The organism is Bradyrhizobium sp. CCBAU 53351 (assembly GCF_015291745.1).
GTDB lineage: Bacteria > Pseudomonadota > Alphaproteobacteria > Rhizobiales > Xanthobacteraceae > Bradyrhizobium.
In genome coordinates, this window is the sequence record NZ_CP030059.1 from 5,551,383 (window position 1) to 5,566,177 (window position 14,795).

12 protein-coding genes are annotated in these 14,795 nt (G+C 65.5%); 8 read left to right on the top strand and 4 right to left on the bottom strand.

The window, feature by feature from the left end; genetic code table 11:
- Nucleotides 1–51 precede the first annotated feature (51 nt).
- A complete protein-coding gene (locus XH83_RS26405; protein ID WP_194403607.1) occupies nt 52–672 on the top strand; it encodes a TetR/AcrR family transcriptional regulator in 621 nt (206 codons plus the stop codon).
- Here XH83_RS26405 and hutU read toward each other — a convergent pair whose 3' ends face one another.
- Genes hutU through hutI form a run of 3 tightly spaced genes read right to left on the bottom strand, consistent with a single transcriptional unit; the run spans nt 673 to nt 5,123 of the window.
- Nucleotides 673–2,343 carry a urocanate hydratase gene (gene hutU, locus XH83_RS26410; protein ID WP_194403608.1) on the bottom strand — a complete coding sequence of 557 codons (1,671 nt, stop codon included), beginning with the start codon at nt 2,341–2,343 and terminating at the stop codon, nt 673–675.
- Between the two features lie 9 nt (nt 2,344–2,352).
- A complete protein-coding gene (hutH, locus tag XH83_RS26415) occupies nt 2,353–3,912 on the bottom strand; it encodes a histidine ammonia-lyase (RefSeq protein ID WP_194403609.1) in 1,560 nt (519 codons plus the stop codon).
- Nucleotides 3,909–5,123, bottom strand: a complete 1,215-nt coding sequence (gene hutI, locus XH83_RS26420; RefSeq protein WP_194403610.1) for an imidazolonepropionase — start codon at nt 5,121–5,123, stop codon at nt 3,909–3,911. The genes hutH and hutI overlap by 4 nt, the downstream gene beginning before the upstream one ends.
- Nucleotides 5,124–5,226: 103 nt before the next feature.
- On the opposite strand from hutI, the gene XH83_RS26425 reads away from it, so the two are divergent.
- The 6 genes from XH83_RS26425 (at nt 5,227) to XH83_RS26450 (ending at nt 11,192) form a co-directional block, all read left to right on the top strand.
- Nucleotides 5,227–6,585: a formimidoylglutamate deiminase gene (locus XH83_RS26425; protein ID WP_194403611.1), complete on the top strand. Its 1,359-nt coding sequence runs from the start codon at nt 5,227–5,229 to the stop codon at nt 6,583–6,585.
- Nucleotides 6,582–7,310: a histidine utilization repressor gene (hutC, locus tag XH83_RS26430; protein ID WP_194403612.1), complete on the top strand. Its 729-nt coding sequence runs from the start codon at nt 6,582–6,584 to the stop codon at nt 7,308–7,310. The genes XH83_RS26425 and hutC overlap by 4 nt, the downstream gene beginning before the upstream one ends.
- Before the next feature lie 84 nt (nt 7,311–7,394).
- Nucleotides 7,395–8,339, top strand: coding sequence for an ABC transporter substrate-binding protein (locus XH83_RS26435; protein ID WP_194403613.1), 945 nt, complete (start codon nt 7,395–7,397; stop codon nt 8,337–8,339).
- 72 nt (nt 8,340–8,411) lie between these two features.
- Complete coding sequence (locus XH83_RS26440; protein WP_063202669.1) at nt 8,412–9,185, top strand: ABC transporter permease; 774 nt, start codon at nt 8,412–8,414, stop codon at nt 9,183–9,185.
- Complete coding sequence (locus XH83_RS26445; RefSeq protein ID WP_194403614.1) at nt 9,182–9,967, top strand: ABC transporter ATP-binding protein; 786 nt, start codon at nt 9,182–9,184, stop codon at nt 9,965–9,967. The genes XH83_RS26440 and XH83_RS26445 overlap by 4 nt, the downstream gene beginning before the upstream one ends.
- Nucleotides 9,960–11,192 (top strand): Zn-dependent hydrolase, encoded by a 1,233-nt coding sequence (locus tag XH83_RS26450; RefSeq protein WP_194403615.1) that lies wholly within the window; start codon nt 9,960–9,962, stop codon nt 11,190–11,192. The genes XH83_RS26445 and XH83_RS26450 overlap by 8 nt, the downstream gene beginning before the upstream one ends.
- Nucleotides 11,193–11,252: 60 nt before the next feature.
- On the opposite strand, the gene bamA is transcribed toward XH83_RS26450, so the two are convergent.
- On the bottom strand, nt 11,253–13,730 hold the full coding sequence (gene bamA, locus XH83_RS26455; RefSeq protein WP_371746367.1) for an outer membrane protein assembly factor BamA: 2,478 nt from the start codon (nt 13,728–13,730) through the stop codon (nt 11,253–11,255).
- Between the two features lie 335 nt (nt 13,731–14,065).
- On the opposite strand from bamA, the gene XH83_RS26460 reads away from it, so the two are divergent.
- Nucleotides 14,066–14,431 carry a hypothetical protein gene (locus XH83_RS26460; RefSeq protein WP_194403617.1) on the top strand — a complete coding sequence of 122 codons (366 nt, stop codon included), beginning with the start codon at nt 14,066–14,068 and terminating at the stop codon, nt 14,429–14,431.
- Nucleotides 14,432–14,795: the final 364 nt, after the last annotated feature.

Sequence of the window (14,795 nt, forward strand, 5' to 3'; positions counted from 1 at the left end):
GTTCGCAAGCGAACCGAGACAGGTAGCAAGTCCGCGCCAAAGCGTCGCAACATGCGCGCGGCCGACCGCGAGCGCGCAATCGTGGAGGAAGCGATCCGCTTCTTCGCCGAGCGTGGCTTCGAAGGGCAGACCCGCGAGTTGGCCAAGCGCATGGGCATCACGCACTCGGCGATCTATCGCCACTTCCCCAGCAAGGAGGCGCTGATCGAGCGCGTCTACCAGGAGGTCTATCTCAGCCGCTGGTCGCCCGAATGGGGGTCGATGATCCGCGACCGCTCGCAATCGCTGGAAGGGCGGCTGACGCGCTTCTATCTCGACTATGTCGAGCGCGTGTTCGAGTACAATTGGGTGCGGATATTCGTGTTCTCCGGCATGAAGTCGTTCGGTATCACCGGCCGCTATCTCGATATCGTCCGCCGTGAGATCATCGAGCCGGCGGCAGCCGAGCTGCGCCATGAGCTGAAGCTGCCCGACGCAAAGGCGCACTCATTGAGTGAGCGCGAGACCGAGCTGTTCTGGGGCCTGCACGGCCGCATCTTCTATCTCGCCATCCGCAAGTTCATCTACGAAACACCGATCCCGCCCGATCTCGACGCCATCGTCCGTGACGCCGTCCAGACCTTCATGGACGGCGCGAAGACGACGATGCCGAAGCTGCTGGTGAGCGGCTAGCTACTGCGCAAGGCTCGGCAGATCGAGCCCCTTGTCGCGGGCGCAGTCGATCGCGATGTCGTAACCGGCATCCGCATGACGCATGACGCCGCTGGCGGGATCGTTCCAGAGCACGCGCTCGATGCGCTTCGCAGCCTCGGGCGTACCGTCGGCAACGATCACCATGCCGGCATGCTGGGAATAGCCGATGCCGACGCCGCCGCCGTGATGCAGCGAGACCCAGGTCGCGCCGCTCGCGCAATTGAGCAGCGCGTTGAGCAGCGGCCAGTCCGACACCGCGTCCGATCCGTCCTTCATCGCCTCGGTCTCGCGGTTGGGGCTTGCGACCGAACCGCTATCGAGATGATCGCGGCCGATCACGATGGGCGCCTTCAGCTCACCGCGCGCCACCATCTCGTTGAAGGCGAGGCCGAGGCGATGACGATCGCCGAGGCCGACCCAGCAGATCCGCGCGGGCAGGCCCTGGAACTTGATGCGCTCCTTGGCCATGTCGAGCCAGTTGTGCAGATGCTTGTCGTCCGGCATCAGCTCCTTGACCTTGGCGTCGGTCTTGAAGATGTCATCGGGATCACCTGACAGCGCGGCCCAGCGGAATGGCCCGACACCACGGCAGAACAGGGGACGGATATAGGCGGGCACGAAGCCGGGGAAATCGAAGGCGTTCTTCAGGCCCATGTCCTGCGCCATCTGGCGAATGTTGTTGCCGTAGTCGAGCGTCGGGATGCCCTGCGCGTGAAAATCCAGCATCGCCTGCACATGCTCGACCATCGACATCTTCGAGGCGCGCTCGACCGCTTTCGGATCAGATGCGCGCTTGGCTTCCCACTCGGCGAGCGTCCAGCCCTTCGGCAAGTAGCCGTTGATCGGATCATGCGCGCTGGTCTGGTCGGTGACGATGTCGGGCTTGACGCCGCGGCGCACCAGCTCCGGGAAAATCTCGGCGGCGTTGCCGAGCAGGCCGACCGAGACGGCCTTCTTCGTCTTCGCGGCCTCCGCCATGATCGCGAGCGCCTCGTCGAGCGTTGCGGCCTGGCGGTCGAGATAGCCGGTGCGCAGGCGCATCTCGATGCGGCTCGGCTGGCATTCGACTGCGAGCATCGAAGCCCCCGCCATGGTCGCCGCAAGCGGCTGCGCGCCGCCCATGCCACCGAGGCCTGCGGTCAGAATCCATTTGCCGGCGAGGCTGCCGCCATAATGGCGCCGCCCAACCTCGACGAAGGTCTCATAGGTGCCCTGCACGATGCCCTGGCTGCCGATATAGATCCAGGAGCCCGCCGTCATCTGGCCGAACATCATCAGGCCCTGGCGATCGAGCTCGTTGAAATGATCGAGCGTCGCCCAGTGCGGCACGATGTTGGAGTTCGCGATCAGCACGCGCGGCGCATCGGCATGGGTGCGGAACACGCCGACCGGCTTGCCGGACTGCACCAGCAGCGTCTGGTCGGCTTCGAGTTTGCGCAAGGCCGCAACGATCCGGTCAAAGCTCTCCCAATCGCGCGCGGCGCGGCCGATGCCGCCATAGACCACGAGCTCGCTCGGGCGCTCGGCAACATCAGGATCGAGATTGTTCATCAGCATGCGCAAAGGCGCTTCCGTCAGCCAGCTCTTGGCGCTGATGTCGCTGCCGCGAGGGGCGCGGATGGTGCGGTCGTTGTCCAGTCGGCGGTTCATGCGGACCTCTCAATCAAGTCTCGGAAACGGATCGGATGGCAGCGCTGTGAGTGCGGCCGCCGGCAGCGCGTCGGCTTCGACCAGTGCGGCGGCCCTGGCGAGATCGCCGGCCATGTAACGGTCGGCGCCGAGTGCAGGCACCTGCTCGCGCAATGCGGCGATGACGGCAATGAGCGGCGCGCTGGTCGCATGCGGCGCGCGGAGCGTAATGCCTTGGGCGGCGACCAGCAGCTCGATGCCGAGGATGGCGGCGAGATTGTCGGCCATGTCGGAAAGGCGCCGCGCGGCGTGCGCCGCCATCGAGACGTGATCTTCCTGGTTGGCGCTGGTCGGCGTCGAGTCGATCGAGCAGGCGAGCGCCCGCTGCTTGTTCTCGGCATAGAGCGCGGCGGCCGTCACCTCGGCGATCATGAAGCCGGAATTGATGCCGGGATCGGGAGTGAGGAACGGCGGCAGGCCGAAATTGAGTGCGGGATCGACCAGCGTCGCAATGCGCCGCTCGCTAATCGCGCCGATCTCGGATAGCGCCAGCGCAATCGCATCGGCGGCAAACGCCACCGGCTCGGCGTGGAAATTGCCGCCGGAGACGATCTCGCCGGTCTCGACCAGCACCAACGGATTGTCGGTGACCGCGTTGGCCTCGACGATCAGCGTGCGGGCAGCCTGCGTGATCAGATCGAGCGCCGCGCCCGCGACCTGCGGCTGGCAGCGCAGGCAATAAGGATCCTGCACGCGCTCGTCGCCATCGAGATGCGACAGGCGGATGTCGCTGCCGTCCAGCAACGCCGTAAGCGTCGCCGCCGCGGCGATCTGACCGGCATGGCCGCGCAGCGCCTGAATTTCAGGACGGAATGGCGCCGTCGAGGCCATCGCCGCATCGACCGACAATGCACCGGTGACGAGCGCGGCACGCGCGAGGCCAAAGGCGCGCAGCACGCCTGATATCGCATAGGCCGTCGAGAACTGCGTGCCGTTGATCAGTGCGAGGCCTTCCTTGGGGCCGAGCGTCAGCGGCACGAGGCCGGCCGCGGCGAGCGCCTCGCGGCCGGATACAATCTTGCCGTCAACGATCGCCTGCCCCTCGCCGATCATCACCGCAGTCATATGCGCAAGCGGCGCGAGATCGCCGGAGGCCCCGACCGAGCCCTGCTGCGGCACCAGCGGATACACGCCTTGCGCCAACATGCCCTGCAACTGCTCGATCACCGCGCGGCGCACGCCGGAGGCGCCGCGTCCGAGCGAGACGATCTTCAATGCCATCATCAGGCGGACGATCGGCTGCGGCGTCACAGGACCGACGCCGCAACAATGCGACACGATCAGGTTGCGTTGAAGCAGCGCGGTCTGGTCGGGTGGGATGCGCTTCGAAGCGAGCTTCCCGAACCCGGTGTTGATGCCGTAGACCGGAGCATCGGCTTGCGCAGCCTTCGCGACAATCGCCGCGGCTGCGTCCACGCGCGGCCAGAACGAGGAATGGAGGACGACAGGCGCACCTGCAAGCACACGCGCGAGATCGTCGAGGCTGACCGTTCCCGGCTTGACGACGATCGCTGCGCCCTGCTCCATCACTGGCCCCTCCACACCCGCCGATGCAGCGGATTGAAGCCGATGCGGTAGACCAGTTCAGCGGGCCGTTCGATGTCCCAGATCGCGAGATCGCACCATTTGCCGGCTTCCAGCGTACCGGTCTCGTTCAGCACGCCGAGCGCCCGCGCGCCTTCACGGGTCACGCCGGCAAGGCACTCGGCCACATTCATCCTGAACAGCGTCGCGCCCATGTTCATGGTGAGCAGCAGCGAGGTCAGCGGCGAGCTGCCGGGATTGCAGTCGGTGGCGAGCGCCATGTGCACGCCATGCCTTCGGAAGGCCTCGACCGGCGGCTTCTGCGTCTCGCGAATGAAGTAGAACGCGCCGGGCAGCAGCACGGCCACAGTACCGGCCTTCGCCATCGCGGCAGCGCCGGCTTCGTCGGTATGCTCCAAGTGATCGGCCGACAGCGCCGAGAATCTTGCGGCGAGCGCGGCACCGCCGAGGTTCGAGAGCTGGTCGGCATGCAGCTTGACCGGCAGCCCAAGCCGTCTCGCCGTCTCGAATACAAGCGCCGTCTGTTCCGCCGAGAACGCGATGCCCTCCATGAACGCGTCGACGGCATCGGCAAGGCCGGCCTTCGCGACCGCAGGCAGCATCTCTTTACAGACGAGAGCGATGTAGCGCTCCTTGTCGCCATCAGCCTCCAGCGGCAGGGCGTGGGCTCCGAGAAACGACGTGCGGATTGCAACCGGCCGCTGACGACCGATGCTCCGCGCGGCTGACAGCTGCCGCATCTCTGTCTCGGTATCCAGGCCATAGCCGGACTTGATCTCGACGGTGGTGGCGCCCTCGCCGATCAGTGCATCGAGCCGCGGCAGCGCGCTGGCGACGAGTTCGGCCTCGCTTGCCTTGCGTGTCGCGGCCACCGTCGAGACGATGCCGCCGCCGGCGCGTGCGATCTCCTCGTAGCTTGCACCCTTGAGCCGCAGCTCGAATTCGTGCGCGCGGTTGCCGCCATAGACCAGATGGGTGTGGCAGTCGACGAGCCCCGGCGTGATCCAGCGCCCCTGGCAATCGATCCGCTCGACGGCGTCCGCATCCGCCGGGAAATCTGCTTCTGCTCCGGCGTAAACGATACGGCCGCCGCGTGCAGCGATCACACCCTGCTCGATCTCGCCGAGATCAGGACGATCCGCCCGCATCGTGGCGAGGCGGGCATTGTGCCAGATCCGGTCGAAGCGCTCTGCCATGCAACGGTCCCTTCGCGGATGTCCCTGCGCCCTGGGATGCTTGACTTATATGTCTAGACATATAATCGTAAGGCGGTTCTGTCCAGCCGGCGTGTCATCAATCATGTCCCGACTGCATTTCGCCTCCGCGCTCCTGCCCTCGGGCTGGGCCAATGACGTGCAGGTGGTGATCACCGCCGGCGCGATCGCGGAGGTGACTGCGGGCGTACAGCCTGCCGCCGGCGACGAGCGCCACGCCATCGCGCTTCCGGGACTTGCGAGCCTGCACAGCCACGCCTTCCAGCGCGGCATGGCGGGCCTCGCCGAGCTGCGCGGGGACAGCAACGATACGTTCTGGACCTGGCGCGAGACGATGTACCGCTTCGCGCTGGCGATGACGCCGGACGATGTCGCCGCCGTCGCCACCCTGCTTTATGTCGAGATGCTGGAGCAGGGTTTTACCCGCGTCGGCGAATTCCATTATCTGCATCACGATCGCGACGGCTCGCACTATTCCGATATCGCCGAGATGGCCGCGCGCATCGCGCAGGCGGCTGAGGCGTCCGGCATTGCGCTGACGCTGCTGCCGAGTTTCTACGCGCACGGCTCCTTCGGCGGCGCCGCGCCGCATGCCGGCCAGCGGCGCTTCATCTGCTCGGTCGATCAGTTCGCCGCGCTGATGACGGCCTCGCGCAAGGCGATCAGCACATTGCCCGGCGCGAATATCGGCATCGCGCCGCACAGCCTGCGCGCGGTGACGCCGGACGAGCTTGCGGCAATCATTCCGCTGGCGGAAGGCGGGCCGGTGCATATTCATGCCGCCGAGCAGGTCAGGGAAGTCGAGGATTGCCTGGCCTGGTCGGAACGACGCCCGGTGCAATGGCTGCTGGAGCACGCGCCGGTCGACCCGCGCTGGTGCCTCATTCACGCAACCCACATGACGGAAGCGGAAGTCGGCGCATTCGGCAAGGCCGGCGCGGTCGCCGGCCTCTGCCCCATCACCGAGGCGAGCCTCGGTGATGGCATCTTTCCCGCACGTGAATTTCTCGCGGCCGGCGGCGCGTTCGGTGTCGGCACCGATTCCAACGTATTGGTCGGCGTCGCCGACGAATTGCGCCAGCTCGAATACGGCCAGCGGCTCAAGCACCGCGAGCGCAACGTGCTCTCCGCGGGCGCAGGCCGCTCGACCGGACGCACGCTGTACGATCACGCGCTCGCGGGCGGCGCACAGGCGCTGGCGCAGGAGACAGTCGGGCTCACACCTGGCGCACGTGCCGACATCGTCACGCTCGACGCAGCGCATCCCTCGCTGGCGGGGCGTCGGGGCGATGCCGCCATCGACGGCTGGATCTTTGCCGCGGGCAGCGGCGCGATCGATTGCGTCTGGGCCGGCGGCCGCAAGGTAGTCAAGGGCGGTCAGCATGGATTGCGCCAGGCCGCACGTGAGCGCTTCAACGCGGCGGTACGGAGGCTCGTTGCATGAGCCTCGTCACCGATGCCGCCGACAAGCCGACACTCTACAAGCGCATTCGCGCCGATATCGAGCAGCGCATCCTCACCGGCGAATGGCCGCCCGGGCATCGCATTCCCTTCGAGCACGAGCTGGTCGCGCGTTACGGCTGCTCGCGCATGACGGTGAACAAGGCGCTGTCCGAGCTGGCGCAGGCCGATCTGATCGAGCGGCGGCGCCGCGCCGGCTCCTTCGTGCGCCGGCCGCAGCATCAGTCCGCCGTTCTGCAGATTACCGACATCCGCGCCGAGATCACCGCGCTCGGACGCGCTTACGGTTATGAGCTGATCCACCGCAAGCTGCGCACCGCCACCTCCGCCGACCGTGACCGGCTCGGTGTCAAAAAGGCCGGCAAGGTGGTCGCGATCACGTGCCGGCACAGCGCCGACAACGTGCCGTTCGCCGTCGAGGACAGGCTGATCGATCTGTCGTCCGTACCTGATGCCGCGACCGCGGACTTCTCCCGCGAGCCGCCCGGCTCGTGGCTGCTTCATCACGTCCCATGGACGGAGGCCGAGCACACGATCAGCGCCATCGTCGCGGACGATCACACGGCGGGCGCACTCGCGATCGCCGTCGGCGCGCCCTGTCTCGTGATCGACCGTTACACCTGGCGCAGCGCGCGCACGATCACCGCCGTGCGCCTGCTCTATCCCGGTGACTCTCACCGCCTTGTCGCGCGATTCAAGGGAGGCTGAGTGGCTATGTCGGCACAAATCGTGCAACGCTTCATGAAGAGACCAACAGGACGTCAATCCATCGATCGGCAGAGGACGACAATCATGCGTAGTTCGACGATATTCGCGACAATCATTGCTCTTGCGGCCGCCACTCCCGTGCTCGCCGACGACGTCAAGGTCGGTGTCGGCATCTCCGGATGGACCGGGTTTGCGCCGCTGACGCTGGCGAAGGAGGCGGGCATCTTCAAGAAGAACGGCCTCGACGTCACAATCAAGAAGATTCCGCAGAAGGATCGCCATCTCGCCGTCGCCTCCGGCGACATCCAGTGCGCGGCGACGACGGTCGAAACCTGGATTTCCTGGAACGCCAACGGCGTTGCGACCAAGCAGATCTTCCAGCTCGACAAGAGCTTCGGCGCCGACGGCATGGCCGTGCGCAACGACGTCGCCGCGATCAAGGACCTCAAGGGCAAGACCGTCGCCGCCTCCGCGCCGGGCACCTCGCCGTATTTCGCGCTGGCCTGGATGCTCAAGAAGAACGGCCTTACCGTGAAGGACGTCACCGTCGTCAACCTGGAGCCGGCCGCGGCCGCGCAGGCCTTCGTCTCCGGCCAGAACGATGCCGCCATGACCTATGAGCCCTATCTGTCGACGGTGCGCGCCGCGCCGGACAAAGGCAAGATCATCGCGACCACGCTGGACTATCCGATGGTGATGGACACCTTCGGCTGCACGCCGAGATTCCTGACCGAGAACCCGAAAGCCGCGAAGGCCCTTGCCGACAGCTATTTCGAGGCGCTCGACATGATCGCCAAGGACCAGGCCAAGGCCTATGAGATCATGGGCGCCGACGTGAAGCAGACCGGCGAGCAGTTCGCCAACTCGGCGAAATATCTGCGCTGGCAGGACAAGGCCGCCAACCAGAAGTTCTTCGCCGGCGACTTCCTGACCTTCAACAAGGAGGCCGCCGAGCTGCTGCTCGAGATCGGCATCATCAAGGCCGCGCCGAAGGTCGAGGACCTCTTCGACGCCAGCTTCATCAAGTAAGTCACCCAGGAGCTGCCGGCCTCGTCTCACGGCGGGGCCGGCAATTTCGTTCACTGCCCGGATAGATCGTCGATGCGTCCCCTGGACCCTGTTACATCGAAGCAGCGCTTGGCTTACGGCCTTGCGTTCTTCGTCGTGTTCGTTGCCTTGTGGTCGTGGGCCACCTTCGGCGGCCATGTGTCGAAAGTGTTCCTCGCCAACCCGCTCACCATGGTGCAGGAGGGCGTCGACCTGATCACCAAGCAGGGCTTCCTGTACGACATCGGCATGACGATCTGGCGCGTTGTCGGCGGATTTGTGCTCGCCGCGATCATCGCGGTCCCGCTCGGACTGCTGATGGGCGCCTACAAGCCGGTCGAAGCGTTCCTCGAGCCGTTCGTCTCTTTCGCCCGCTATCTGCCCGCCTCCGCCTTCATTCCGCTTCTGATCCTGTGGGCCGGGATCGGCGAATTGCAAAAACTGCTCGTCATCTTCATCGGCTCGGTGTTCCAAGTCATTTTGATGGTCGCGGTGACCGTCGGCGCCACGCGGCGCGACCTGGTCGAGGCCGCCTATACGCTCGGCGCCAGCGACCGCGGCATCATCCGCCGGGTGCTGCTGCCCTCCTCCGCGCCCGAGATCGCGGAGATCCTGCGGCTGGTGCTGGGTTGGGCCTGGACCTATGTTATCGTCGCCGAGCTGATCGGCTCGTCCTCGGGCATCGGTCACATGATCACCGACAGCCAGGCGCTGCTCAACACGGGCCAGATCATCTTCGGCATCATCGTGATCGGGCTGATCGGCCTGCTCTCGGACTTCATGTTCAAGGCCTTCAACGCCTGGTTGTTTCCGTGGAGGCTCGCATGACGATCCTCAAGGTCGAGCAGGTCTCGCGCACCTTCCCGGCGCGCCACGGCAACGCGCCGACCAAGGCGCTGGAGCCGACCGACCTCATCATCGGCAACAACGACTTCGTCACCATCCTCGGCCCCTCCGGCTGCGGCAAGTCCACGCTGCTGCGGATCGTCGCCGGCCTCGACCGCCCGACCAACGGGCGCGTCACGCTCGACGGACGCGAAGTGACGGGCCCCGGCGCCGATCGCGGCATGGTGTTCCAGTCCTACACGCTGTTTCCCTGGCTCACCGTGCGCGAGAACATCGCCTTCGGCCTGCGCGAGCGCGGCGTGTCCGAGGCGGAGCGCAACAGAATCGCGGACGCCTTCATCCGCCAGGTCGGATTGTCCGGCTTCGAGAATCATTGGCCGAAGCAGCTCTCCGGCGGCATGCAGCAGCGCACCGCGATCGCGCGCGCGCTCGCCAACGATCCGAAAATCCTGCTGCTCGACGAGCCGTTCGGCGCGCTCGACAACCAGACCCGCGCCTTGATGCAGGAGATGCTGCTGGCCATCTGGGAGCGCGACCAGAAGACCGTGCTGTTCGTGACTCACGACATCGAGGAGGCAATCTTCCTCGGCAGCCGCGTCATCGTCATGAGCGCGCGCCCAGGCCGCATCAAGGCCGAGATTACCGTGGACCTGCCGCATCCGCGCTCCTACAAGATCAAGACTACGCCCGAGTTCGTCCAGCTCAAGGAACGGCTGGTCGAGGAGATCCGCACTGAGGCGCTGAAGGTTGCCGAACATGCCTGACACCATGCCGCGCGCCGATGGAAAGCGCGTTCTCGCCGATCTCAGTGCGCTGCGCGCCATCGGCGCCTACAAGACCGGCGTGCACAAGCCGACCTTTTCCGAACCGCACAGGCTTTCGCTGGACTGGCTCGTACGCAAGCTGCCCGATGCCGGTCTCTCCGCTTCGATCGACGGCATCGGCAATGTCTTCGGCACGAGCACGAAGGTCGGGCCCAAGCTGCTGGCTGGATCGCACCTGGAGAGCCAGAACTACGCCGGCTGGCTCGATGGCCCGCTCGGCGTCGTCTATGCGCTCGAAGCCGCCCGCGTGCTCAACGCCGACCCCTCGCTGAAAGGCGCGGTCGAGGTCGCGGCGTGGTGCGACGAGGAGGGACATTTCGGTCATTTCCTCGGCTCGCGCTCCTATGTCGGGCAGGTGACTGAAGCCGACATCGACGCGGCGCGCGACCGCACCAGCGGCCGGACCATGCGCGATGCGCTCGCCGAGATGGGCCTTGCGGGCCGGCCGCGCCTCGGCGCCGAGCCGGGCCGCCACGTCGGATATCTCGAAGCACATATCGAGCAGGGCGACACGCTCGAAAGCGGCAGGCTCGCGATCGGTGTCGTGACCTCCATCGTCGGCATCTGGCAATACCAGATCAATTTCGCCGGCGAGCAGAACCATGCCGGCACCACGCGCATGGCCGTGCGCAAGGATGCAGGGCTGGCGCTCGCCAAATTCTGCGTCGCGATCGACGAGCGTTTTCCGGCCGCCTGCGGCCCGCGCACGGTCTGGACCACCGGGCGCATCACGCTCGACCCGGGCGCGCCGAGCATCATTCCGGGCGGCGCCGAAATGCTGTTCCAGATCCGCGACGACGATCCTTCGGTCATTGCCCGGCTGGAGCAGCTGCTGCGGGCCATGGCGAATGATGCCAGCGCGAACGGTCCCTGCACCGTCACCGTCGAAAAGCTGCGCACCGGCGCGCCTGCCATGATGAATCCAGGCTTTCAGGATGCGATCGAAGCCGCAAGCCGGGCGCTGGCCGGTGGGCGATCCATTCGCATGCCCAGCGGGGCCGGCCACGATGCGCAGATGCTGGCGACCGTCATGCCCGCCGCGATGCTGTTCGTGCCGTCGATCGGCGGCATCAGCCATCACTGGACCGAGAACACCGCCGATGCCGATATCGTCACCGGCGCGGAGGTCTTCGTCGATGCCTGCCGGCGGATCCTCGGGGGCTAACGCCCCTTTTCTTGAGCATGATCTTTCGGAAAACCGCTGCACACTTTTCCGGATCATGCTCTAGAACGACGTCCCCCCGCCGAACCTGAACTCCTGGACGACGTCGTATTTGCCCTTCGTGATCGGAACCGCATAGTCGAAGCGGAGCGGCCCGAACGGCGAGGCCCAGATCAGGCCGACGCCGACCGACGATCGCACCGTGCTGCCGTCGTCATATTGCAATCCGCAGGTCGGGCACGCCTTGGTGTTGACTTCGCCGGTGGCCGACCACGACGTCGGCCCCTGATAGCCCCACAGCGAGCCGGCATCGGCGTAGACCGCGCCCTTGAGGCCTACTTCCTTGGGAAGGAACCAGAACGGCATCTGCAGCTCCGCCGACGCGCCCCAATATTTCGTGCCGCCGAGCGCATCGCCGCTGGAGCCGTAGTTGTAGTAGGTGATGTCGCGCGGCCCGATGCCATTCGAGGCGAAGCCGCGCACCAGGCTCGGCCCCATCTGGAAGTGATCCAGCATGCGCAGATCCTGGTTGCCGAGCTTGCTGAGCAGGCCGCCCTGGAGGTGGATCACGCTGACGATCTCGGAGACGAGCGGCGCGTAGTATTTGGTGTCCAGCACGGTCTTCAGATAGGTGACGTCGCCGCCGACTCCGGCGAAGTCCTGCCGGAAATCGACCAGCAACCCGTCCGTCGGGTTCTTGGTGTTGTCGAGCGTGTTGTAGTTCAGCGTGTAGCCGAGCGCCGAGGTCCAGGTCGCGCCGTTCGCCAGCTCCTTTCGAACCGGCAGACTCGACTCGCCGTCGCCGTAGCAGCCATAGCCATAGACTCCCGAGCTCGTGGAATTGGTCGGGTCCGCACCGCCCAGGACGTTCTGGATATAGGCTGGCGTCGGATTATAGGCCAGCGAGGCGTTCGACGCGTTGTTGTTGCAATTGTTGTAGGCGCTGGCGAGCGTGATGCTCTGCTGGTAGAGCGAATAGCGAAGCTGGAGCGAGAGGTCCTCCCGCAAGGCAAGGCCGATGCGCGGGGAGAAGCCCAGCGTGGTCACGCCGTAGCTCGTATAGCTGTTCGACTTCTGCTCCTTCCAATAGGTGTCGAATCCGAGCGCCATCCGGTAGCCGAGCAGATAAGGCTCGACGAAGGACAACGATACGCCGCGTGAATACTGGCCGTAGCTGACCGATGCCTTGGCATAGAGCCCACGCCCGAGCAGGTTGCGCTCGGAGATCGAGACTTCCGCCAGCGCGCCGTCGGTGGTGGAGTAACCGCCCGAGATCGAGAAGTCGCCGGTCGATTTCTCTTCCATGTCGACGATCAGAATGACGCGATCGCTGGAGGAGCCGGGCTCGGTCGTGATCTTCACGCTCTTGAAGTAGTCGAGGTTCTTCAGGCGCCGTTCGGCACGGTCGACCAGGGCGCGGTTGTAGGCATCGCCCTCGGAGATGTCGAACTCGCGGCGGATCACATAGTCGCGGGTGCGGGTGTTGCCGCGCAGGTTGATGCGCTCGATATAGGTGCGCGGGCCCTCGTCGATGGTGAACACCACGGAGACGGTGTGCGCCTCGAAATTGCGGTCGCCGCCGGGACGGACCACGGCAAAGGCATAGCCGCGGCGCGAGGCCTCGATCTGCATCTCTTCGGTCGATTTCTCGACCAACTCGACGTTGTAGAGCGAGCCTGCGCTGACGCGCGAATAGGTGCGAAGCGAGCCCGTGTCGAAATTGGGAATACTGGAGCGGAAGTCGACGGAGCCGATGCGATATTGAGCGCCTTCCTCGATCTTGAAGGTCACCAGAAAGCCCTTCTTCTCCGGATCGTATTCGGTGAGCGCGGCGACGACCTGGACGTCGGCGTAACCGTTCTTAAGATAGAAGCGGCGGATCAGATCGCGGTCGGCCTCGACGCGATCGGGATCGTAGATGTCGTTGTTGCCGAGGAAGCTGAGCAGGTTTCTCTCGTGCGTCTTGATGATGTCGCGCAGGCGCGAGGCCGAGAACGCGCTGTTGCCGACGAAGTCGACCGACTTGACCGAGGTCTTGGCACCCTCCTCGACCGTGAAGATGAGGTCGACGCGGTTGTTCGGCTGTTCGATGATCTCGGGCGTGACGCGGACATCGTAACGGCCGGAGCGCCGGTAGATTTCGGCGATGCGCAGCGTGTCGGACTGCACCAGCGCCCGCGAGAATGATCCGCGCGGCTTGGACTGGATCTCCCCCGAGAGCTGCTCGTCCTTGATCTTCTTGTTGCCCTCGAATGCGATACGGCCGATCACGGCGTTTTCGACCACCGACACCACGATGCGACCGCCGGCCTGATTGACCTTCACGTCCTGGAACAGGCCGGTCGCGATCAGCGCCTTGAGCCCGTCATCGACGGCGGATTGATCGAGATGCCCGCCCGGGCCGGGCTTGAAATAGGAGCGGACCGTCTCGGCCTCCACGCGGCGATTGCCTTCGACGACGATCGACTGCATCGCCTGCGCCGCCACCGGCCGCGGCAACAGCACAAGCGTGAGTGAACCTGCAATCGATACAGCACTCATCGCCACGACGATCAGCCCGGCCCGCAAAAACGACATTCCACACCTCAACGATACCTCGCCTGCTCTGAAACGAGACGGCTGTGGCCGCGGTGTGGCCTGGAGATTGCTGCATTGTTTCCGGTCGTTGAATTTGATTGGTCGATCGGACGCGTGAGCAGCGCGACCGCAATGACCGCGCGCATTGTGGGCGCCGACCGAGCCGCCTCGAAGCGGCCGCGCGGTCGCCTTGCCCATGCAGTGGCCCAGCAACATCGCGCAACGCCGGGATTCTTTACAGGCTCTTAAGTCGGTGCGAGAGGCGGCCGCGTCAGGAAATTCGCACAGGATGTTGTCCGATGAACGCGCATGTAACGACCCGAGCAGTGCTGGCCGCCCTCCTCGCCTCGACCCTCATCGCTCATCCCGCCACCGCCGGCAAGCGCGAGCCGCGAGCGGCCCGGGACGCGGTTTACGAGTACGGCCCGCGCGGCCCCAATCGTTCCTACCAATCCGATCCGCGCACGCGCATCTATGTCAGCAAGCGATCGTGGCTCGACGGCGGGACCGAGGTACTCCCCGGCGAGCGCAAGTTTACCGACTATGCCTTTCCGCCCGGCGCCTCCTTCGCACGCAGTAACAACAATCGGCCGCTCGACCGACAGCCGCTGAGCCCCGACTCCGATCTGGGCGGATTTGCGCGGCGAATTCCGATTTCGTGGTGAAAGGTGTCCCGATAAAAGCGCAAGGCGCTTGAGCGTTGCCGCGCAGGGCCGGGACCCACGAAGCAGAGCGTACCATCGCCGGCCTCCGTCGCTCGCTCAAATCGCAGACATGCCCTCCCGATCTCGCGGTGGATTTCACCCGAGCCTTGCTTCGTCTTTCGTCCCTCTTGAGCCAAGAGGATGCAGGGAAGACCGGGTGCCGACAGACACCCGCGGTCCGCTGCGCGAAATGCACGCGCACGCAGAAAACCGCACAGCAGCATACAGGTGGTGCCGATCACTCGGCCTTCCCTGCGCGATGGTCGGACGGCTTATGCCGCGCTCTCCCGGGAGCCGAACTTTCTTCTGGCCTCCCTCGCCGTTC